Source organism: Streptomyces sp. NPDC058637 (genome assembly GCF_042717325.1).
Classification (GTDB): Bacteria; Actinomycetota; Actinomycetes; order Streptomycetales; family Streptomycetaceae; genus Streptomyces.
In genome coordinates this window covers 26,742-41,289 of record NZ_JBHXRD010000022.1, presented here as the reverse complement: position 1 = coordinate 41,289, position 14,548 = coordinate 26,742, and the positions used below count along the sequence as shown (strand labels likewise).

General features: G+C 72.1%; 13 protein-coding genes and 1 pseudogene. 5 read left to right on the top strand and 9 right to left on the bottom strand.

From position 1 onward, the window contains the following. The first annotated feature begins 18 nt into the window (after positions 1-18). The 3 genes from ACFWVP_RS22435 (at position 19) to ACFWVP_RS22425 (ending at position 3,727) form a co-directional block, all read left to right on the top strand. On the top strand, positions 19-1,350 hold the full coding sequence (locus ACFWVP_RS22435) for a polysaccharide lyase family 1 protein (RefSeq protein WP_384499094.1): 1,332 nt from the start codon (positions 19-21) through the stop codon (positions 1,348-1,350). Between the two features lie 146 nt (positions 1,351-1,496). After that, positions 1,497-2,600 carry a pectinesterase family protein gene (locus ACFWVP_RS22430; RefSeq protein WP_384499092.1) on the top strand — a complete coding sequence of 368 codons (1,104 nt, stop codon included), beginning with the start codon at positions 1,497-1,499 and terminating at the stop codon, positions 2,598-2,600. Beyond that, complete coding sequence (locus ACFWVP_RS22425; protein ID WP_384499090.1) at positions 2,597-3,727, top strand: dienelactone hydrolase family protein; 1,131 nt, start codon at positions 2,597-2,599, stop codon at positions 3,725-3,727. Before ACFWVP_RS22430 ends, ACFWVP_RS22425 begins: the two co-directional genes overlap by 4 nt. A gap of 198 nt (positions 3,728-3,925) precedes the next feature. On the opposite strand, the gene ACFWVP_RS22420 is transcribed toward ACFWVP_RS22425, so the two are convergent. Together ACFWVP_RS22420 and ACFWVP_RS22415 are read right to left on the bottom strand one after the other, a co-directional pair. Further along, on the bottom strand, positions 3,926-4,831 hold the full coding sequence (locus ACFWVP_RS22420) for a serine hydrolase (RefSeq protein WP_384499224.1): 906 nt from the start codon (positions 4,829-4,831) through the stop codon (positions 3,926-3,928). Between the two features lie 5 nt (positions 4,832-4,836). Continuing rightward, positions 4,837-5,709 (bottom strand): LysR family transcriptional regulator, encoded by an 873-nt coding sequence (locus ACFWVP_RS22415; RefSeq protein ID WP_384499088.1) that lies wholly within the window; start codon positions 5,707-5,709, stop codon positions 4,837-4,839. 369 nt (positions 5,710-6,078) lie between these two features. Between ACFWVP_RS22415 and ACFWVP_RS22410 the strand changes: the two genes are divergently transcribed. Continuing rightward, positions 6,079-7,578, top strand: a complete 1,500-nt coding sequence (locus ACFWVP_RS22410) for a penicillin-binding transpeptidase domain-containing protein (RefSeq protein ID WP_384499086.1) — start codon at positions 6,079-6,081, stop codon at positions 7,576-7,578. 52 nt (positions 7,579-7,630) lie between these two features. Next, positions 7,631-8,605: a class A beta-lactamase gene (gene bla, locus ACFWVP_RS22405; protein ID WP_384499084.1), complete on the top strand. Its 975-nt coding sequence runs from the start codon at positions 7,631-7,633 to the stop codon at positions 8,603-8,605. Here the strand turns inward: bla and ACFWVP_RS22400 are convergent. The 7 genes and pseudogenes from ACFWVP_RS22400 to ACFWVP_RS22370 form a co-directional block, all read right to left on the bottom strand. After that, positions 8,592-9,434, bottom strand: a complete 843-nt coding sequence (locus tag ACFWVP_RS22400; RefSeq protein ID WP_384499082.1) for a pectate lyase — start codon at positions 9,432-9,434, stop codon at positions 8,592-8,594. The two genes, bla and ACFWVP_RS22400, sit on opposite strands and share 14 nt — an antisense overlap. Positions 9,435-9,552: 118 nt before the next feature. Next, positions 9,553-10,254 (bottom strand): hypothetical protein, encoded by a 702-nt coding sequence (locus ACFWVP_RS22395; protein WP_384499080.1) that lies wholly within the window; start codon positions 10,252-10,254, stop codon positions 9,553-9,555. Continuing rightward, positions 10,254-10,826, bottom strand: a complete 573-nt coding sequence (locus ACFWVP_RS22390) for a SigE family RNA polymerase sigma factor (protein ID WP_384499078.1) — start codon at positions 10,824-10,826, stop codon at positions 10,254-10,256. Before ACFWVP_RS22390 ends, ACFWVP_RS22395 begins: the two co-directional genes overlap by 1 nt. A gap of 436 nt (positions 10,827-11,262) precedes the next feature. Further along, positions 11,263-11,495, bottom strand: a pseudogene (locus ACFWVP_RS22385) (penicillin-binding protein 2); the annotation flags it as partial. Between the two features lie 84 nt (positions 11,496-11,579). Continuing rightward, positions 11,580-12,239 carry a response regulator gene (locus ACFWVP_RS22380; protein WP_384499077.1) on the bottom strand — a complete coding sequence of 220 codons (660 nt, stop codon included), beginning with the start codon at positions 12,237-12,239 and terminating at the stop codon, positions 11,580-11,582. Further along, a complete protein-coding gene (locus tag ACFWVP_RS22375; protein WP_384499075.1) occupies positions 12,236-13,483 on the bottom strand; it encodes a histidine kinase in 1,248 nt (415 codons plus the stop codon). Before ACFWVP_RS22375 ends, ACFWVP_RS22380 begins: the two co-directional genes overlap by 4 nt. Beyond that, entirely contained in the window at positions 13,480-14,499 is a 1,020-nt protein-coding gene (locus ACFWVP_RS22370) for a hypothetical protein (protein WP_384499073.1), read from the bottom strand. Before ACFWVP_RS22370 ends, ACFWVP_RS22375 begins: the two co-directional genes overlap by 4 nt. Positions 14,500-14,548: the final 49 nt, after the last annotated feature.

Genomic DNA, 14,548 nt, shown 5'->3' with positions numbered 1-14,548 from the left:
GACAGTTAAGGATTCGCCATGCCCGCACGCATGCGTCACGTCCGCTCCATCGCCGTGGTGCTGGGCTGCGCCTCGGTGGCCCTCGCCGTGAGCGTCCCCGCCCAGGCCGCCCAGCCGCGCCACGGCAAGGGGATCGAGAGAGCCGTACTCCCCGCCGGTGACGGCTGGGCCGCCGCCGACGGGTCCACCACGGGCGGCTCGCAGGCCACGCCCGACCACGTCTACACCGTGACCAACCGGGCCGAGCTCATCGCCGCGTTCCAGGACGCCGGCGACGCACCGAAGATCATCAGGATCGCCGGAACCGTCCACGGCAACTCCGACGTCAACGGCACCCCGATCGGCTGCGAGGCGTACCAGCAGGGCGGCTACACCCTGGAGAAGTACCTCGCCGCCTACGACCCCGAGGTCTGGGGCCGGGACGAGGTCCCGTCGGGGCCCCTGGAGGACGCCCGCGCGGCCTCCGCGAAACTGCAGGCGGCAGCCGTCAACGTGAACGTCCCTTCCAACACCACGCTCGTCGGCGTCGGCAAGGACGCCACCATCGTCGGTGCCAGCCTCCAGGTGAAGAACGTCTCCAACGTCATCGTCCGCAACATCTCCTTCGAGGACACCTACGACTGCTTCCCCCAGTGGGACCCCACCGACGGGGACGAGGGCGCCTGGAACTCCGAGTACGACAACCTCGTCGTCTACGGCTCCAGCCACGTCTGGGTCGACCACAACACCTTCAGCGACGGCGACCGCCCCGACGCCGACCAGCCCCACTACTTCGGGCAGGTCTACCAGCAGCACGACGGCCTCTTCGACATCGTGCGCGGCGCCGACCTCGTCACCGTCTCGTGGAACGTCCTCAAGGACCACGACAAGACCATGCTCATCGGAAACAGCGACGGCGCCGGGGCGAGCGACCGCGGCAAGCTCCGCGTCACCCTGCACCACAACCTCTTCAAGGACGTGAAGGAGCGCGCGCCCCGCGTCCGCTTCGGCCAGGTCGACTCGTACAACAACCACTTCGTCGCCACCAAGGGCAGCGCCTACGGCTACACGTACGGCATCGGCGCCGAGTCGAAGCTCGTCGCCGAGCACAACGCCTTCACCGTGCCCGCCGGCTTCGACAAGGCGACCATCCTCAAGAAGTGGTCCGAGTCCCCCCTCACCGCCGGGAACAACTACGTCAACGGGCGGAAGACCGACCTGATCGCCGTGCACAACGCGGGCGTGCCCACCGAGCAGCTCACCGAGGGCGCCGGCTGGACGCCCGTGCTGCGCGACAGGGTCGACCACCCGCTCGTCGTCCCCGTGCTCGTCGCCCTCAAGGCCGGAGCGGGCAGGACGTCGGGCCGCTGACACCGCGCCCCTGAACCGGCACCCCTGAACCGGCCGGAGCGGCACCGCACTCTCCACCACCCCGGAGAGCGCCGCTCCGGCCCTCCGCACCCGTGAAGGCCCGCACCTCCGTGAAGGCCCGCACCACCCCGTGAAGGAGTACCGCCGTGCTCAGCCGACGCAACGCCCTGTCCCTGCTCACAGGCGGGACCGCCGTCCTCGCCCTCGGCGCGCCCGCCGCACACGCCCACCCCGTACGCCCCCGCCCCTTCGGCCGCTACGGCTCACCGGCCCGCCGCCTCGACCCCCTGACCCTGTACGTCGACCCGCACGGCCGGGGCGACCACTCCGACGTGCAGTCGGCCGTCGACGCGGCCACCGGCACCGGCCACACCGTGGTGCTCGCCCCGGGCACCTACCGGGGCGCGGTCACCGTCGGCGCCGCCCGCACCGGCCTCACCCTGATCGGCGCGAGCGGCGACCCGCGCGACACCGTCGTCGTCCACAACCGCGCGGCGGGCACCCCCAAGCCCGACGGCTCCGGCACCTACGGCACCAGCGGCTCGGCCTCCGTCACCGTCCAGGCCGCCGGCTTCACCGCACACGACGTGACCTTCGCCAACGACTGGCTGCGCTCCGACAACCCCGGGTACACCGGCACCCAGGCCGTCGCGATCAAGGTCCAGGGCGACCGGTCGGCGTTCTACGGCTGCCGCTTCCTCGGCCACCAGGACACCCTGTACGCCGACTCCCTCTCGCTCACCGCGTTCGCCCGCCAGTACTACCGCGACTGCTACGTGGAGGGTGACGTCGACTTCGTCTTCGGCCGCGCCACCGCCGTCTACGACCGCTGCCACTTCCGCACCCTCACCCGCACCGACCTCGCCTCCGCCCCGTACGGTTTCGTCTTCGCACCCAGTACCGCCGGGGCCAACCCGCACGGCTACCTGGTCCTGCGTTCCCGTGTCACCAGCACCGCCCCCGACGCGTACTACAAACTGGCCCGCCCCTGGGTGCCCTCCTCGGACCTCACCGCCCGCCCCATGCTCACCGTCCGCGAGAGCCGGCTCGGCGCGGGCATCGACGCGGTCACGCCGTACGCCACCATGTCCTCGGGCTTCCCGTGGCAGGACCAGCGCTTCGCCGAGTACCGCAACACCGGACCCGGCGCGCGTGTCACCGCCCCCGCCGAACGCCCCCAGCTGAGCGCCTCGGAGGCCCGCTCGCACACCCCGGCCGCGTACCTCGGCGACTGGCGCCCGTACGCGTGAGCGACGGCATCACGGAACGGGTCCTCCCCGGGTTCTACGAGCAGCTCAGGGACGGGCTGACCTTCCCGCTCGCCCGGGAGAACTCCACGGCCCGGGACTTCCCGGCCTGGCGCGCCGCGGCGCGCGCCAAGGCCGCGGAGGCACTGCTGCAGCCATCCGGACCCGGCCCCGACCCCTTCGCCCCGGTGACCGTCGACGAGCGCCAGGCCCGCCGGTTCACCGCGCGGACCGTGGAGTTCGCCCTCAGCCGGTACGCCCGCGCCCGCGGCTCGCTGCTCCTGCCGCACGGCACCGGACCCTTCCCCGCGGTGCTGCTGCTGCACGACCACGGGTCCGAATTCTCCATCGGCCGGGAGAAGGTCGTACGCCCCTGGGCCGACCCCGCCCGGCTCCCGCGCGCCACGGCCTGGGCCGACGCCTACTACGGCGGCCGGTTCGTGGGCGACGAACTGGCCGCCCACGGCTATGCCGTGCTCGCCGTGGACACCCTCGGCTGGGGCGACAGAGGTCCGCTCGCCTACGCCGACCAGCAGGCCCTGGCCGCCAACCTCCTCCAGCTGGGCACCTCGCTGGCCGGGCTCACCGCCCATGAGGACATCCGGGCCGCCGCCTTCCTCGCCTCACTCCCCGAGGTCGACGAACGGCGGGTCGGAGCACTGGGGTTCTCCATGGGGGCCTACCGCGCCTGGCAGCTGTCCGCCCTCTGTGACGGCGTCCGGGCCGCTGCCGCCGTCTGCTGGATGACGGGCCTCAAGGACATGCTCGTCCCCGGCAACAACACCCTGCGCGGCCAGTCGGCGTACTTCACCCTCCACCCGGGACTCCACCGGCACCTCGACATCCCGGACGTGGCGTCCCTCGCCGCCCCCAAGCCCGCCCTGTTCCACGCGGGCGGACAGGACCCGCTGTTCCCGGCGGCCGGGGTGGCGGGCGCCTTCGCGAAGCTGCGAGCCGTCTGGGACGAGCGGGGGGCGGGCGACCGGCTCACCACCACGGTGTGGCCGGAGCACGGCCACGTCTTCGCGGCGGACATGCAGGACGCGGTGTACGCCTGGCTGGACACATGGCTCGGCGCCCCCACCGGAAACCTGCCAGGTGAGGGCGTTTCGACTGCCGCGGCCCGGTAGGGCTTCGCCAGGTGGTGCCGTATGTCTGCCGAGGGGCGGGTTGCCGACAGGCGGGGCAGGTACCGGTCCAGGTGGCTGACAGGTGTCGGGGGACGGACGGCGGGTGCGGGTCCGTCGGCGCGGCAGTCGGCAGTCGGCGGCGTGGCGCGGGCGTGGCCCGATGCCCGGCGCATCCCCCGCCACGGCGGCTCGCCTCCGTCATGTGCCCTGGCGTCCCCGTAGTTCCTCCACAGCGGCCCGGGCCGCAGCGCCGATGACCGCGTCGGCGCGTGGGAGCTTGTTGTCGGACCGGGCTGCCTGGGTGAAGACAACGGCGGTGTAGGCGGTGCCGTCGGCGAGCTCTACGACGCCCGCTTCGTGGCGCAGTGAGCCGAAGGTGCCGGTCTTGCCGTAGACGGTGACGTCGTCGTAAGGGAATCCGGACCCGAGCCGGTGTGCCCAGGGCTGTTGGCGCATCACCCCGCGCATGAAGGCGCAGTGTTCCTCGGAGGCGGCCTGTCCGGTCCAGATCGCTCGCAGGAGCCGCGCCATGTCCGATGGTGTGGTGGAGGCCTTGTACGCGGGGTCGTAGACGCCTGGCGGCACGACGGTGTCGTTGTCCGCCACGCGCGCCAGGGCCGCGTCCAGGGAGTGGGCGCCTGTTTCGGCGACCAGTCGGCTGAACGTGTTGACGACGCCTCCGTGGATTCGGGTGTCGGGCAGGCCCAGGCCGAGGCACACGGAGTCGACCACGTCCGGGCCGACCGCGCGGAGTACGGCGTCGGCCGAGGTGTTGTCCGAGATGGTCATCATCAGCACCACCAAGTCGCGCAGCGACATGGTGACGGCGTCGCGCAGGATCGAGACGCCGGTCGGCCCGGGAACGCGCTCCCCGGGTTCCAGCGTCACCGTTCGCACCGGGTCGATCAGCCCCGCATCCGCGAGCCGGCAGAAGGCGACCATCACAGGAATTTTGTACACCGAGCCCATGGGCAGCTGTTCGTCGGGATCGACGGTCACCCGTGCCGACGGCCGGCGCAGTTCCGCCACGTGCAGCCAACCGCGGACACCCGCGTCGTCGAACATGCCGCGGATGGTGCTCTCCACGCCCTTGCCTCGCAGCATCCCGCTCACGGTGTCACCTTCCGGGTCAGCGCGTCCTCCAGCAGTCGCGCTGTCCTGGCGGCCTCCTCCGCCCCGGGACGACGCGGGTCCCAGGCCACCCGAAGGCGCAGTGGCAGCGGTGGGTCCGTGGTCGGTCGCCGTTCGACGCCGGAGGCGGTGAGCGTGTCGTCCGCCGTGACCAGCACTGCCTGACCGGCCGCGACGAGTGCGAGGCCCGCACGCTCGTCGGAGACCACCACAGTCTCCACTCGCCGGCCGCGGCTGGCCAGGGTGTCGATGAACAGGTCATGGGCCGCTGGGGCCTCGGCGCGGGGACGTACGGCAACGGGCAGACGCGGCGCACGTGCGTCACGTACATCCCCGCGATCGGAGGGGGCGAGGATCCAGGTCGGCAGAAGGATCACGCGCCCGGCGGCGAGACCGTGCAGCACGGAGGGGTGCCGGATCACGGCGATGTCCAGCCGCCCGGCAGCGACGTCGCCGAGCAACACGGACGTCGACGCCGTCACCATACCGATCCGCGTCCGCTCGCCCGCGCGGACCGGTGCGGCCGCCACGCCCGCCGCGAGGGGCGTCGGCACTTCGGGAGCCAGCCCGAGCCGCAGCCGTCGGCCGTCGGCCTGTTCGCGAGCCCCGGTCTCACGGAGTGCCACGAGCGCGGCCAGTGCTTTGCGGGCGTGTGGAAGCAGCTGAGTCCCCTCCTCGGTGAGGGAGACTCCTCTGTCACGGTCGAACAGACGGACACCGAGCAGCGTCTCCAGTCGCCGCAGGCCCTGGGACAGAGGCGGCTGGGTGATGCCCACCCGCTGCGCCGCAGCTCCGAAGTGTTCCTCCTCCGCCACCGCGACAAAGATTTCCAGATGTCGTTCCGTCAGCACTCTGCATCCCCTGGCCTGTACTGATACGGGCTGTGAATCGTGTAGTCGCCGAGATCGTATTCGACATGCAGCCCGGCAGCGGGCTTGACTCCCGACGGGAACCGGTTTCGGCCGCGCCGGCATGAGCTGCTGCCGAGCCGAGGTGCCCCGCCCACGCCGAGACCGCATCCGGCCGACCATCCGGTGCGGACCGCACGACCCGAGACGGAGATCACCTTGAGGCGTACTCACAGCCCGAACAGTTCCGCCCCGCGCCGCCGGTCGCGAAGCGTGCGGCGACCACCGCTCGTGGTCCTGTCCGTTCTCGTGCTGGCAGGAGGCGGGTATGCCGCATTCGGTCTCCGGGGCGGCGACGCGAAGGAAGACGACATGGACGTGGCGGCCGCCCGCGAGCCCCTGGCCGCGTTCCTCGCCGCATGGGCCGGGCACGACGCGCGGAAGGCGGCAGGCTATACCGACACCCCCGACGACGCCGCGTCGCTCCTCACGTCGGTCCTGACCAATCTCGAGCCCTCCAAGACCACCATCGTCGAGGGCAAGGGGGTGAGGAAAGGCGAGGGGGAGGTTCACTTCGCCTTCACGGTGACCATGGCGGTACCGAGCGCCGGAGAGGTCATCTGGCGCTCCGGCGCACAGGTGGTCGACTCATCGGGCACCTGGAAGGTCGAGTTCACTTCGCCGGTGATCCACCCGGAACTGAAGCCGGGGCAGACCCTTGCGCTCAAGAGCACGAACACCAGGGGGAAGGTGCTCGACTCCAAGGATGACCCGCTCCGCGCGGAGAGTCTCACCGGAACCGTCGACCCCGTCAGCGGCAAGGGCACGTCCGGCCTGGAGGCCCGCTACGACGACCTCCTCTCCGGGGGCAGGACCGCGGCAAAGTCCGTCGTGGTCGCGGACCGGCAGAGCGGACGCGCCGTCAAGGACCTCACCCCTGCCGCGGGGGTCGAGGGCCGCCCGGTGCGCACCACCATCGATCCTCGTGTCCAGGCGGCGGCGGCCGACGCCCTGACCGGGGTCGAGGTCAATGCGGCGATCGTCGCGATCGATCCGCGCAACGGGCGCGTACTCGCCGCCGCCAACCGTCCCGACGGTTTCAACCGCGCCCTCGAAGGGCGCTATCCGCCCGGTTCCGTCTTCAAGGTCGTGACCGCAGCGGCTCTTCTGGAGGGCGGAACGGAACCCGGCGACTTGGCGGCCTGCCCGAAGTTCGCGCGTGTCGACGGGCAACGTTTCGAGAACCAGAAGCAGTTCGAACTCCCCACCGGTTCGACCTTCACGGACGTCTTCGCCCAGTCCTGCAACACCTACTTCGTCAACGCCCGCGACCGGCTCTCCGACACCGAACTGAGGGACACGGCACAGGCATTCGGCATAGGCGGCAGCTGGGACGTGGGCACGACCACCTACGACGGCAGCGTTCCCGTCTCCACGAGCGACAACGACAAGGCCGCCGCGACCATCGGCCAGGCACGCGTTCAGGCATCACCGCTGGTCATGGCGTCCATCGCGGCCACCGTCAAAAGCGGGACCTTTCACCAGCCGGTACTGGTGCCGGACGCGGTGAAGAAGAAGCACCAGGCACCGAAGACGCTGGACCCCGAGGTCGCAGGCCGGCTCCGCGCCATGCTGCGCACCACCGTGACCGCCGGTTCCGCCCGCGCCCTCAAGGACCTTCCCGGCCAACCGCACGCGAAGACCGGAACCGCCGAATTCGGCAGCGAGGCCCCTCCGCGCACCCACGCCTGGATGATCGGTTACCAGGGCGCCACCGACCTCGCGTGGGCGGTGCTCCTCGAGGACGGCGGTTCGGGTGGCGCTGACGCGGGCCCGGTCGCCGCGCGGTTCCTGAGCAACCTCGCCCGGTGAGCAGGGACCGGCCTGTCCGAACGACCGCTACAGAAGGAAACGTCCGCACCTCATGCACCGTCGAACGCATGTCTCCCGTCGTGCAGCCCTTTCCGCGCTGGCCGGGGCCGTGGCCCTGCCTCTCGGCGGGTGTACCGCCACCCCGGACGGTAGCGCTCCTACGGCATCCGGTCCGACTCCGCCCGCCGCGAAGTCCTCCGCGTCAGCACAGCCCGCCGATTCCCCTCCGGAGCGCGCGTTCGCCGAACTGGAGCGGAAGTTCGACGCGCGGCTGGGGGTCTACGCGCTCGACACCGGCAGCGGCCGGACCGTCACCCACCGGTCCGACGAACGCTTCGCCTACGCCTCCACCTGCAAGGCACTGCTCGCCGGCGCCGTACTCGACAGGAACTCCCCGCGGCAGATGGACCGGCTCGTGCGTTACGGCCGCGACGAACTCATCAGCAACTCGCCGATCACCGAGCAGCACCTCGCCACCGGCCTGACCCTGCGTGAGCTGTGCGACGCAGCCGTCCGCTACAGCGACAACGCCGCGGCCAACCTCCTCTTCCGTGAACTCGGCGGCCCCCAGGGCCTCCAGGACGCCCTGCGCGCGCTGGGTGACAGCATCACCCGTTGTGACCGCTACGAGACCGCGCTCAGTGACGCGGTCCCAGGGGACCTCCGCGACACCAGCACGCCCCGCGCCCTCGCCGAAAATCTGCGCGCGTACGTCCTCGGCGCCACCCTCCCGGCGGACAAGCGGGCCGTACTGACCGACTGGCTCAGGCGCAACACGACCGGCGACCGCACCATCCGGGCCGGCACTCCCGACGGGTGGCAGGTCGCGGACAAGACCGGCTCCGGGGGCTACGGCACCCGCAACGACATCGCGGTCATCTGGCCACCCCGAGCCGCTCCCGTCGTCGTGGCCGTCCTCTCGCGCCGCGACACCAGGGACGCCGAACGCGACGACACCCTCATCGCTCACGCTGCCGAGGCCGCACTCCGCGCGGTTGCCCAGACGAGAGACCCTAGTCGTAGCTGAGGTCCGACGCGGTGTAGCGGCAGTACGTGCCGTCCGGGCCGCTGCCGGTCTCCTTCGGCTCGGCGCCCGTGTTGTTGCCCGTGTAGCGGATACAGGGCTTGATCTTCTTGCCGCTGTCGCCGTGGAAGCGGACCGAGCGCAGCGCCGCCGTGTCCCCGTAGTTGGTGTTGATACCGACCAGGGACTTGCCCGGCGCCGTCACGTCCACGTCGTTGACGATGATCTCGCGCCTGTACTGCTTGGAGCAGTTGCCGCAGGACCGGACGAGCTTGCCGAAGTCCGCGACCTGGAACTTCGTGATGACGAGCTTGCCGGCCCCGTTGAACTGGAAGACCTTGTCGGAGGCCTTCCGGGCGCCGCCGCCGTACACCGTGTACACGGAGCTCGTCGACGTGCCCTTGAAGGACGCGGCGTCCTCGCCGACGTCCTCCCACCACACGTTCTGGAGCGTGCAGCTGCCGGAGCAGTGGATGCCGTCCGCCGCGGGCGAGCCCAGGATGACGTTCTTGAGCGTCGCCCCGTCCTTCAGCCTGAAGATCGGGTCCTGGCCCTCGTCCTGGCCCCCGTCACCGAGGTCGCCGCTCCCGAAGAAGCGCTTCAGCCCGCCGTCGTACGTCCCCGAGACCTCGACGGTCGACGAGACGGCCTGGCTGCCCTTGGCCGTGGGCCAGGCGGGCACCGCGGCGACGGCCGCGCCGGCCGGCTGGAGCATCACGTTGGTGGCCAGGGCCGCGCCGGTGAGACCCAGCGCCGCCGTCAGTGCCGCGGCCGTACGGCGGCGTCCGGGGCGACGCCGGTGGGTGGGCCGGAGTGCGGCTCGTTCCCTCATGGTCGGTGATCCGTTCCTAGGGGGTGGGGGAGTGTTTCGTCTTCCTGTCGCCACCGCACCGTGAAAGGGTTGCCGCCGTTCCGGATCTTTTTCGGGCCCCCGGCTGAGCGGAACGAGCTCAGCGGGACTCGGAGAAGTCGCCGCCCACCGCCGCCGGTTCACCGGCGGCACGGGCCCGCGCCGTGTAGTCGTCCCGCCCGGCGTCGCGGGTGCCCTCCGCGTGGTTGTACTGGCCGGCAAAGGTGTGCGTACCCACGGGCACGCTCCGCCCCGGCTTCGACGTCCACCGGTAGACGAGGAAACCGTCCTCCTCACGCGCCGACGCCGTGAAGTCCTTCCCCGGCAGCGAGCGCCAGGCGCCGGTGGTGTTCACCCCGCCGTTCAGCGCGATCCGGAGCTCCACGGTGAGCTCCGAGAGCGGCTGGGTTGTCTTGACCGTCACATTGCTCTGCGCCCAGTACGCGTTGCTGTGCGGATCCAGCGAACCGTCAGACCAGAGCGGACCCTCCCCCGCGGGCAGCGACCCGCCCCGGGCCGGGTCCTGCGAGGCCGGGGCGGGCCGGACGGCCACCTGCCGGCCGCCCTCCGGCTCCCCGGGCCCCGTCGAGGCCGCCGCGAACGCACCGGCCGCCAGCACCCCGCACACCGCCGCCGTGGCACCCGCGACCCGCAGCCAGGGCTTCGGCGTGCGCGGGGCGCGCGGGACGCGGGACGGCGGCTCCTCGGCCATGCCGCGCTCGATCCGGGCCAGCATCCGTGCCCGGTCGGGGCGGTGCGAAGCGGCGGCGGTGTGCAGCCGCTCACGCAGGTCCTCGTCCATCAGTGCCTTCCTCCGGTGCGCTGCGCCGCGACGGCCACCTGTACCCGTTCGGCCGGTGCCTCGGGCCCGAGCAGCCGTTGCAGCTCCGCCATCCCGCGCGAGGTCTGGCTCTTCACCGTACCGACAGATATGCCCAGCACGAGCGCGGTGTCCCGTTCGGACAGGTCGAAGGCATGGCGCAGCACCACGCAGGCCCGCTTGCGGAACGGCAGCCGGCGCAGGGCCCCCTGGACGTCCACCACCGCCGACACGTCCGGGTCGTCCACCGCGTACCCGTCCCCGGCCCCGCGCGGTGCCCAGAACAGCGCGATCCTGCGGCGCTCACGCACGGCGCTGCGGATGCGCGTGCGCGCCAGGTTGGCGACGACCCCCCGGGCGTACGCCACCGGGTGGTCGGCATCCCTGACCCGGTCCCAGCGGTGCCACAGCGCCATCAGCGCGTCGGCCGCCAGATCGTCCGCCGCGTCGGCCTCACCCGTCAGGAGATGGGCCAGCCTGGCGAGTTCGGCGTAGTGCGCCTCGAAGAACGCGTGGAACTCGGCGGCGGCGGCATCGTCCAGGACTGTGCCCACGGGTACCTCTTCTCTGCACGTGGATCCCTGCACGCTCGAACGGGTTGTGTACGTTCACACTCCCGCCCGCGGGGACGAGAGCGTACCAACGAGCACCCCGGAAGCGTTTCGACGCGGGTGCGTATCCCAGTAAGGCGCAACACGGCGAAAAACTGAACCGCTCCTAGCCGGTGTGCCTGAGTGAGTCCTGGACCCACTGGTGCGTTCTGGGCGCATCCCGAACGGTTCTGGGTGCGCTGGGTCGCCGCTTTCGCGTCCCGCTCGGTGACACGCCTCCGGGGGCGTGGTCCGTTGCGGGTGGGCGGGTTCCCCCACGCCCTCGTCCACCATGATCGGCCTGGACGGTCCGATGCCCCGCACGATCACTCCGGTCGTGTGGGGGCGGTGCCGTCCGACCCCGAAACGTTCGTTCCCACCCTCACCCACCGCACCACTCGGTCCGCTCGTAGCGGAGATCTCCGCCCCCCGTCTCCTTCGAACCGGTGACCGGTCATCCGGCCCGATGATGTCGCCGAGCGGCTGCGCGTACCGCGCGATCGTGTTCCGCCGGTTGTGTTCGTCGTCTGCGAGCGCCCGGGCCTCGTACCCCTGCACCCACGTCGCCCGCACCAGCAGGGCGAGGACCATGAGCAGGCAGAAGACCGAAGCGCGCCTGATTGTCTTGTTCATCCCGCTGGAGGGACGAACGGGGGCGTTCCCGTTCGTGTCCCTTCTCACCCGGTTCTCAGTTCCGGGAACGGGTCGGCCGCGAGGTCAGCCGGGTGTGATGAACCCCGACTCGTACGCCGCGATGACCGCCTGCGTACGGTCCCGGGCGCCGGTCTTCGCGAGCACCGCCGCCACATGCGTCTTCACGGTGGCCGGTCCCACCGCCAGCCGCCGGGCGATCTCCGCGTTGGTCAGGCCCGCCGCCACCAGCCGCAGCACATCCGCCTCCCGCCCGGTCAGCCGCGCCACCCAGGCCGGCGCCGCGGCCTGCCGCTTCCCGTACTCGGCGGCCAGCCCGCGCACCGCGGCGGGGAACAGCAGCGAGTCGCTGCGCGCCACCAGCCGCACCGCCTGGACCAGGTCCTCGGCCGCCGCCCGCTTCAGCAGGAAGCCCGCCGCCCCGGCCCGCAGGGCCTCGTACACGTAGGAGTCGTGTTCGAAGGTGGTGACGACGACGACGCGGGGCGGATCGTCCATCGTGGCGAGGATCCGCTCGGTGGCGCGGATCCCGTCGACCTCCGGCATCCGTACGTCCATGAGGACCACGTCGGGCCGCAGCTCACGCACCACGGACACCGCCTCGGCACCCGTGGCCGCCTCGCCGACCACCTCCAGGCCCGCCTCCGCGTCCAGGATCACGCGCAGCGCCGTACGGACCATGCGTTCGTCGTCGGCGAGGACGATGCGGATCGTGCCGTCGTTCATCGGTGCTCCTGTCCGGGGTGGTGCAGCGGGAGGCGGGCACAGAGCCGCCACCTGCCGTCGTCGTCCGGCCCCGAGCGGGCGCTGCCGCCCAGCAGTACGGCCCGTTCGGTGATGCCGCGGAGTCCTCGCCCGCCCCCGGGGCGGACCGCCGCCGGGTGACCGGGCAGCGGATTGTCCAGCGTGAGCTCCAGCGCGTGCTCGTCCACGGTGATCCGGAGCTCCGCCCGCGTACCGCTGCCCCCGTGCCGCAGCGCGTTGCTCAGGCCCTCCTGCGCGATCCGGTACGCCTCCCTGGACACGGCCCGCGGCACCAGCTCAGGGTCACCCTTCACCGTGTACTCCACCGGGATCCCGCAGCGCGCCAGCAGCTCGTCCAGGCCGTCGAGCGTGGGTCCGTCCGGCGCCTCGTCGTCCTCGCCGCGGCGCAACAGGCCCAGTACGGCGTCGAGTTCGCCGACCGTGCGGCGCGTCGTCTCCTCGATGGCCTCCAGCGCCTCCCGTACGAACGCGGGGTCGCTGTCCAGCACCCGGCGGGCCGCACCCGCCTGGAGCGTGACCGCGCTCAGCGCGTGGCCGACCGAGTCGTGCAGCTCCCGGGCGAGCCGGTTGCGTACCGCCAGACCGGCCGCCCGGCGCTCCGCGGCGGCCAGCCGGTCGTCGGGTGTCGGCCCGAGCAGCACCGGCGCCCGACGGGCCAGCAGGGCCCCGGCAGCGGCGGCGCAGCCGGCCAGCGCCACCAGCATCGCGAGCCCGGCGAACGGGGCCAGGGCGAGGATCCACGGCTTGTCCAGCACAACGGGCAGGCCCAGCGTCCGTGACTCGCGCGCCGCCGGGACGAACGGCAGCGTCATCACGCCCACCGCGAAGGGGGGCAGCACGAGCGTCAGTGCGCTGACGACGCCGCCGAGCGCCACGTGCAGGGTGAGCCAGCCCGAGGCCCTGACCCGCGCCTGCCGGGTCCTCGCGGGGCCGTCGGCGAGCATCCCCGCCGGGATCCCGCACAGGGAACGGGCCGCCGCCACCGACAGGGGGCGCGCGAGCGGGAAGAGGCCGGTGACCGCGGCCATCGGCAGCGCGTACGCGAACGCGGTGAACTGTCCGAAGGGGGAGGAGAACACGCCCGGACCGGAGCTGTACGAGCCGACGATGACCATGCCCACCAGGAAGTACGGCATGAGCAGCGCGCCACCGATGATCAGGTGCAGCCAGCGCAGCCGGGCCCGGCGCCCGAGGAGCAGGGTCACGCGTGGGAACCGGCCGTCTTCGCCGCCGCCGCGCGCTCCGCGAAGAAGTACGCGCCCGAGGTGACGACCAGCAGTCCGACCAGCATCTGCACAGCGTAGGTCAGTTCCATTCCGGGCGTCGCCCGGTCGGCCATCTCCTCGACACCGGCCAGCGAGGCGATGCTCAGCCAGCCGCCCGAGCAGCCCACCGCTCCGGAACCGGCCCAGGCCAGCGCGAGCGGCACCTTGAGGGAGAGCCCGCCGGTGCGGCGGAAGGCGAGCAGCAGGAGCCCCGCGACGGTGGCGGCGACGAACAGCGCGTCGAGCGCCTGGAGCGCGTAGAAGTCGTCGGTACGGCCCGCGATCCGGCTCCCGTTGAGTCCCACGGTCGAACCCGACGCCCACAGCAGGTGCATCGTGGCGGGTACGACGGCGAGCAGCGAGGCGGCGACGGCGGCGACGCGCAGGGCGGGCGCGGTGGGGCTCGGCGGCAGATCGCGCAGGGCGCCCTGCCAGAGGTGGCCCCAGCGGTCCCGTGCGTACAGGGCGAACAGGGCGCCGAGCGCGAGGCCCTGGACGATGAAGCCGGGGTAGACGAGGGCGAAGACCCAGCCTTCGAGGAAGGAGGGCGTGTCGGCGCCCGGCCCCGAACCGTTGAGGGCGCCGACCAGCAGCTGCAGGGGGAAGCCGCCCATGATCGGCAGGAGCAGCCCGCTCGCGGTCCACATCGGCAGGACGAGCAGCCAGGCCCGGACGCGCAGACCCCAGGCCTGGGTGAGCAGCAGGGCGAGGACGATCACGCTGCCGTCCATCAGCACCGTGCCGCCGTTGGCCACCGCCATCGTGGTGGGGTTGTCGAGCAGGGGGCTGCCCTCCGGGATCCCGACCTGACTGCCCGCGATCCAGGCGACCTTGAGCGACAGATAGGGCAGGCAGGAGACGATCGCGAGGAAGCGGAGCAGGACGCGGGCCCGGCCGCCTGTACGGACGGGCGGCGGGGTGCCGTGGGTGCGGGGTGCGAGCGGAGTCTGTGTCATGACACCCACGCTGCCGCGCCGAGCCCGCCCGCACGTCCTGCCCGGCGAC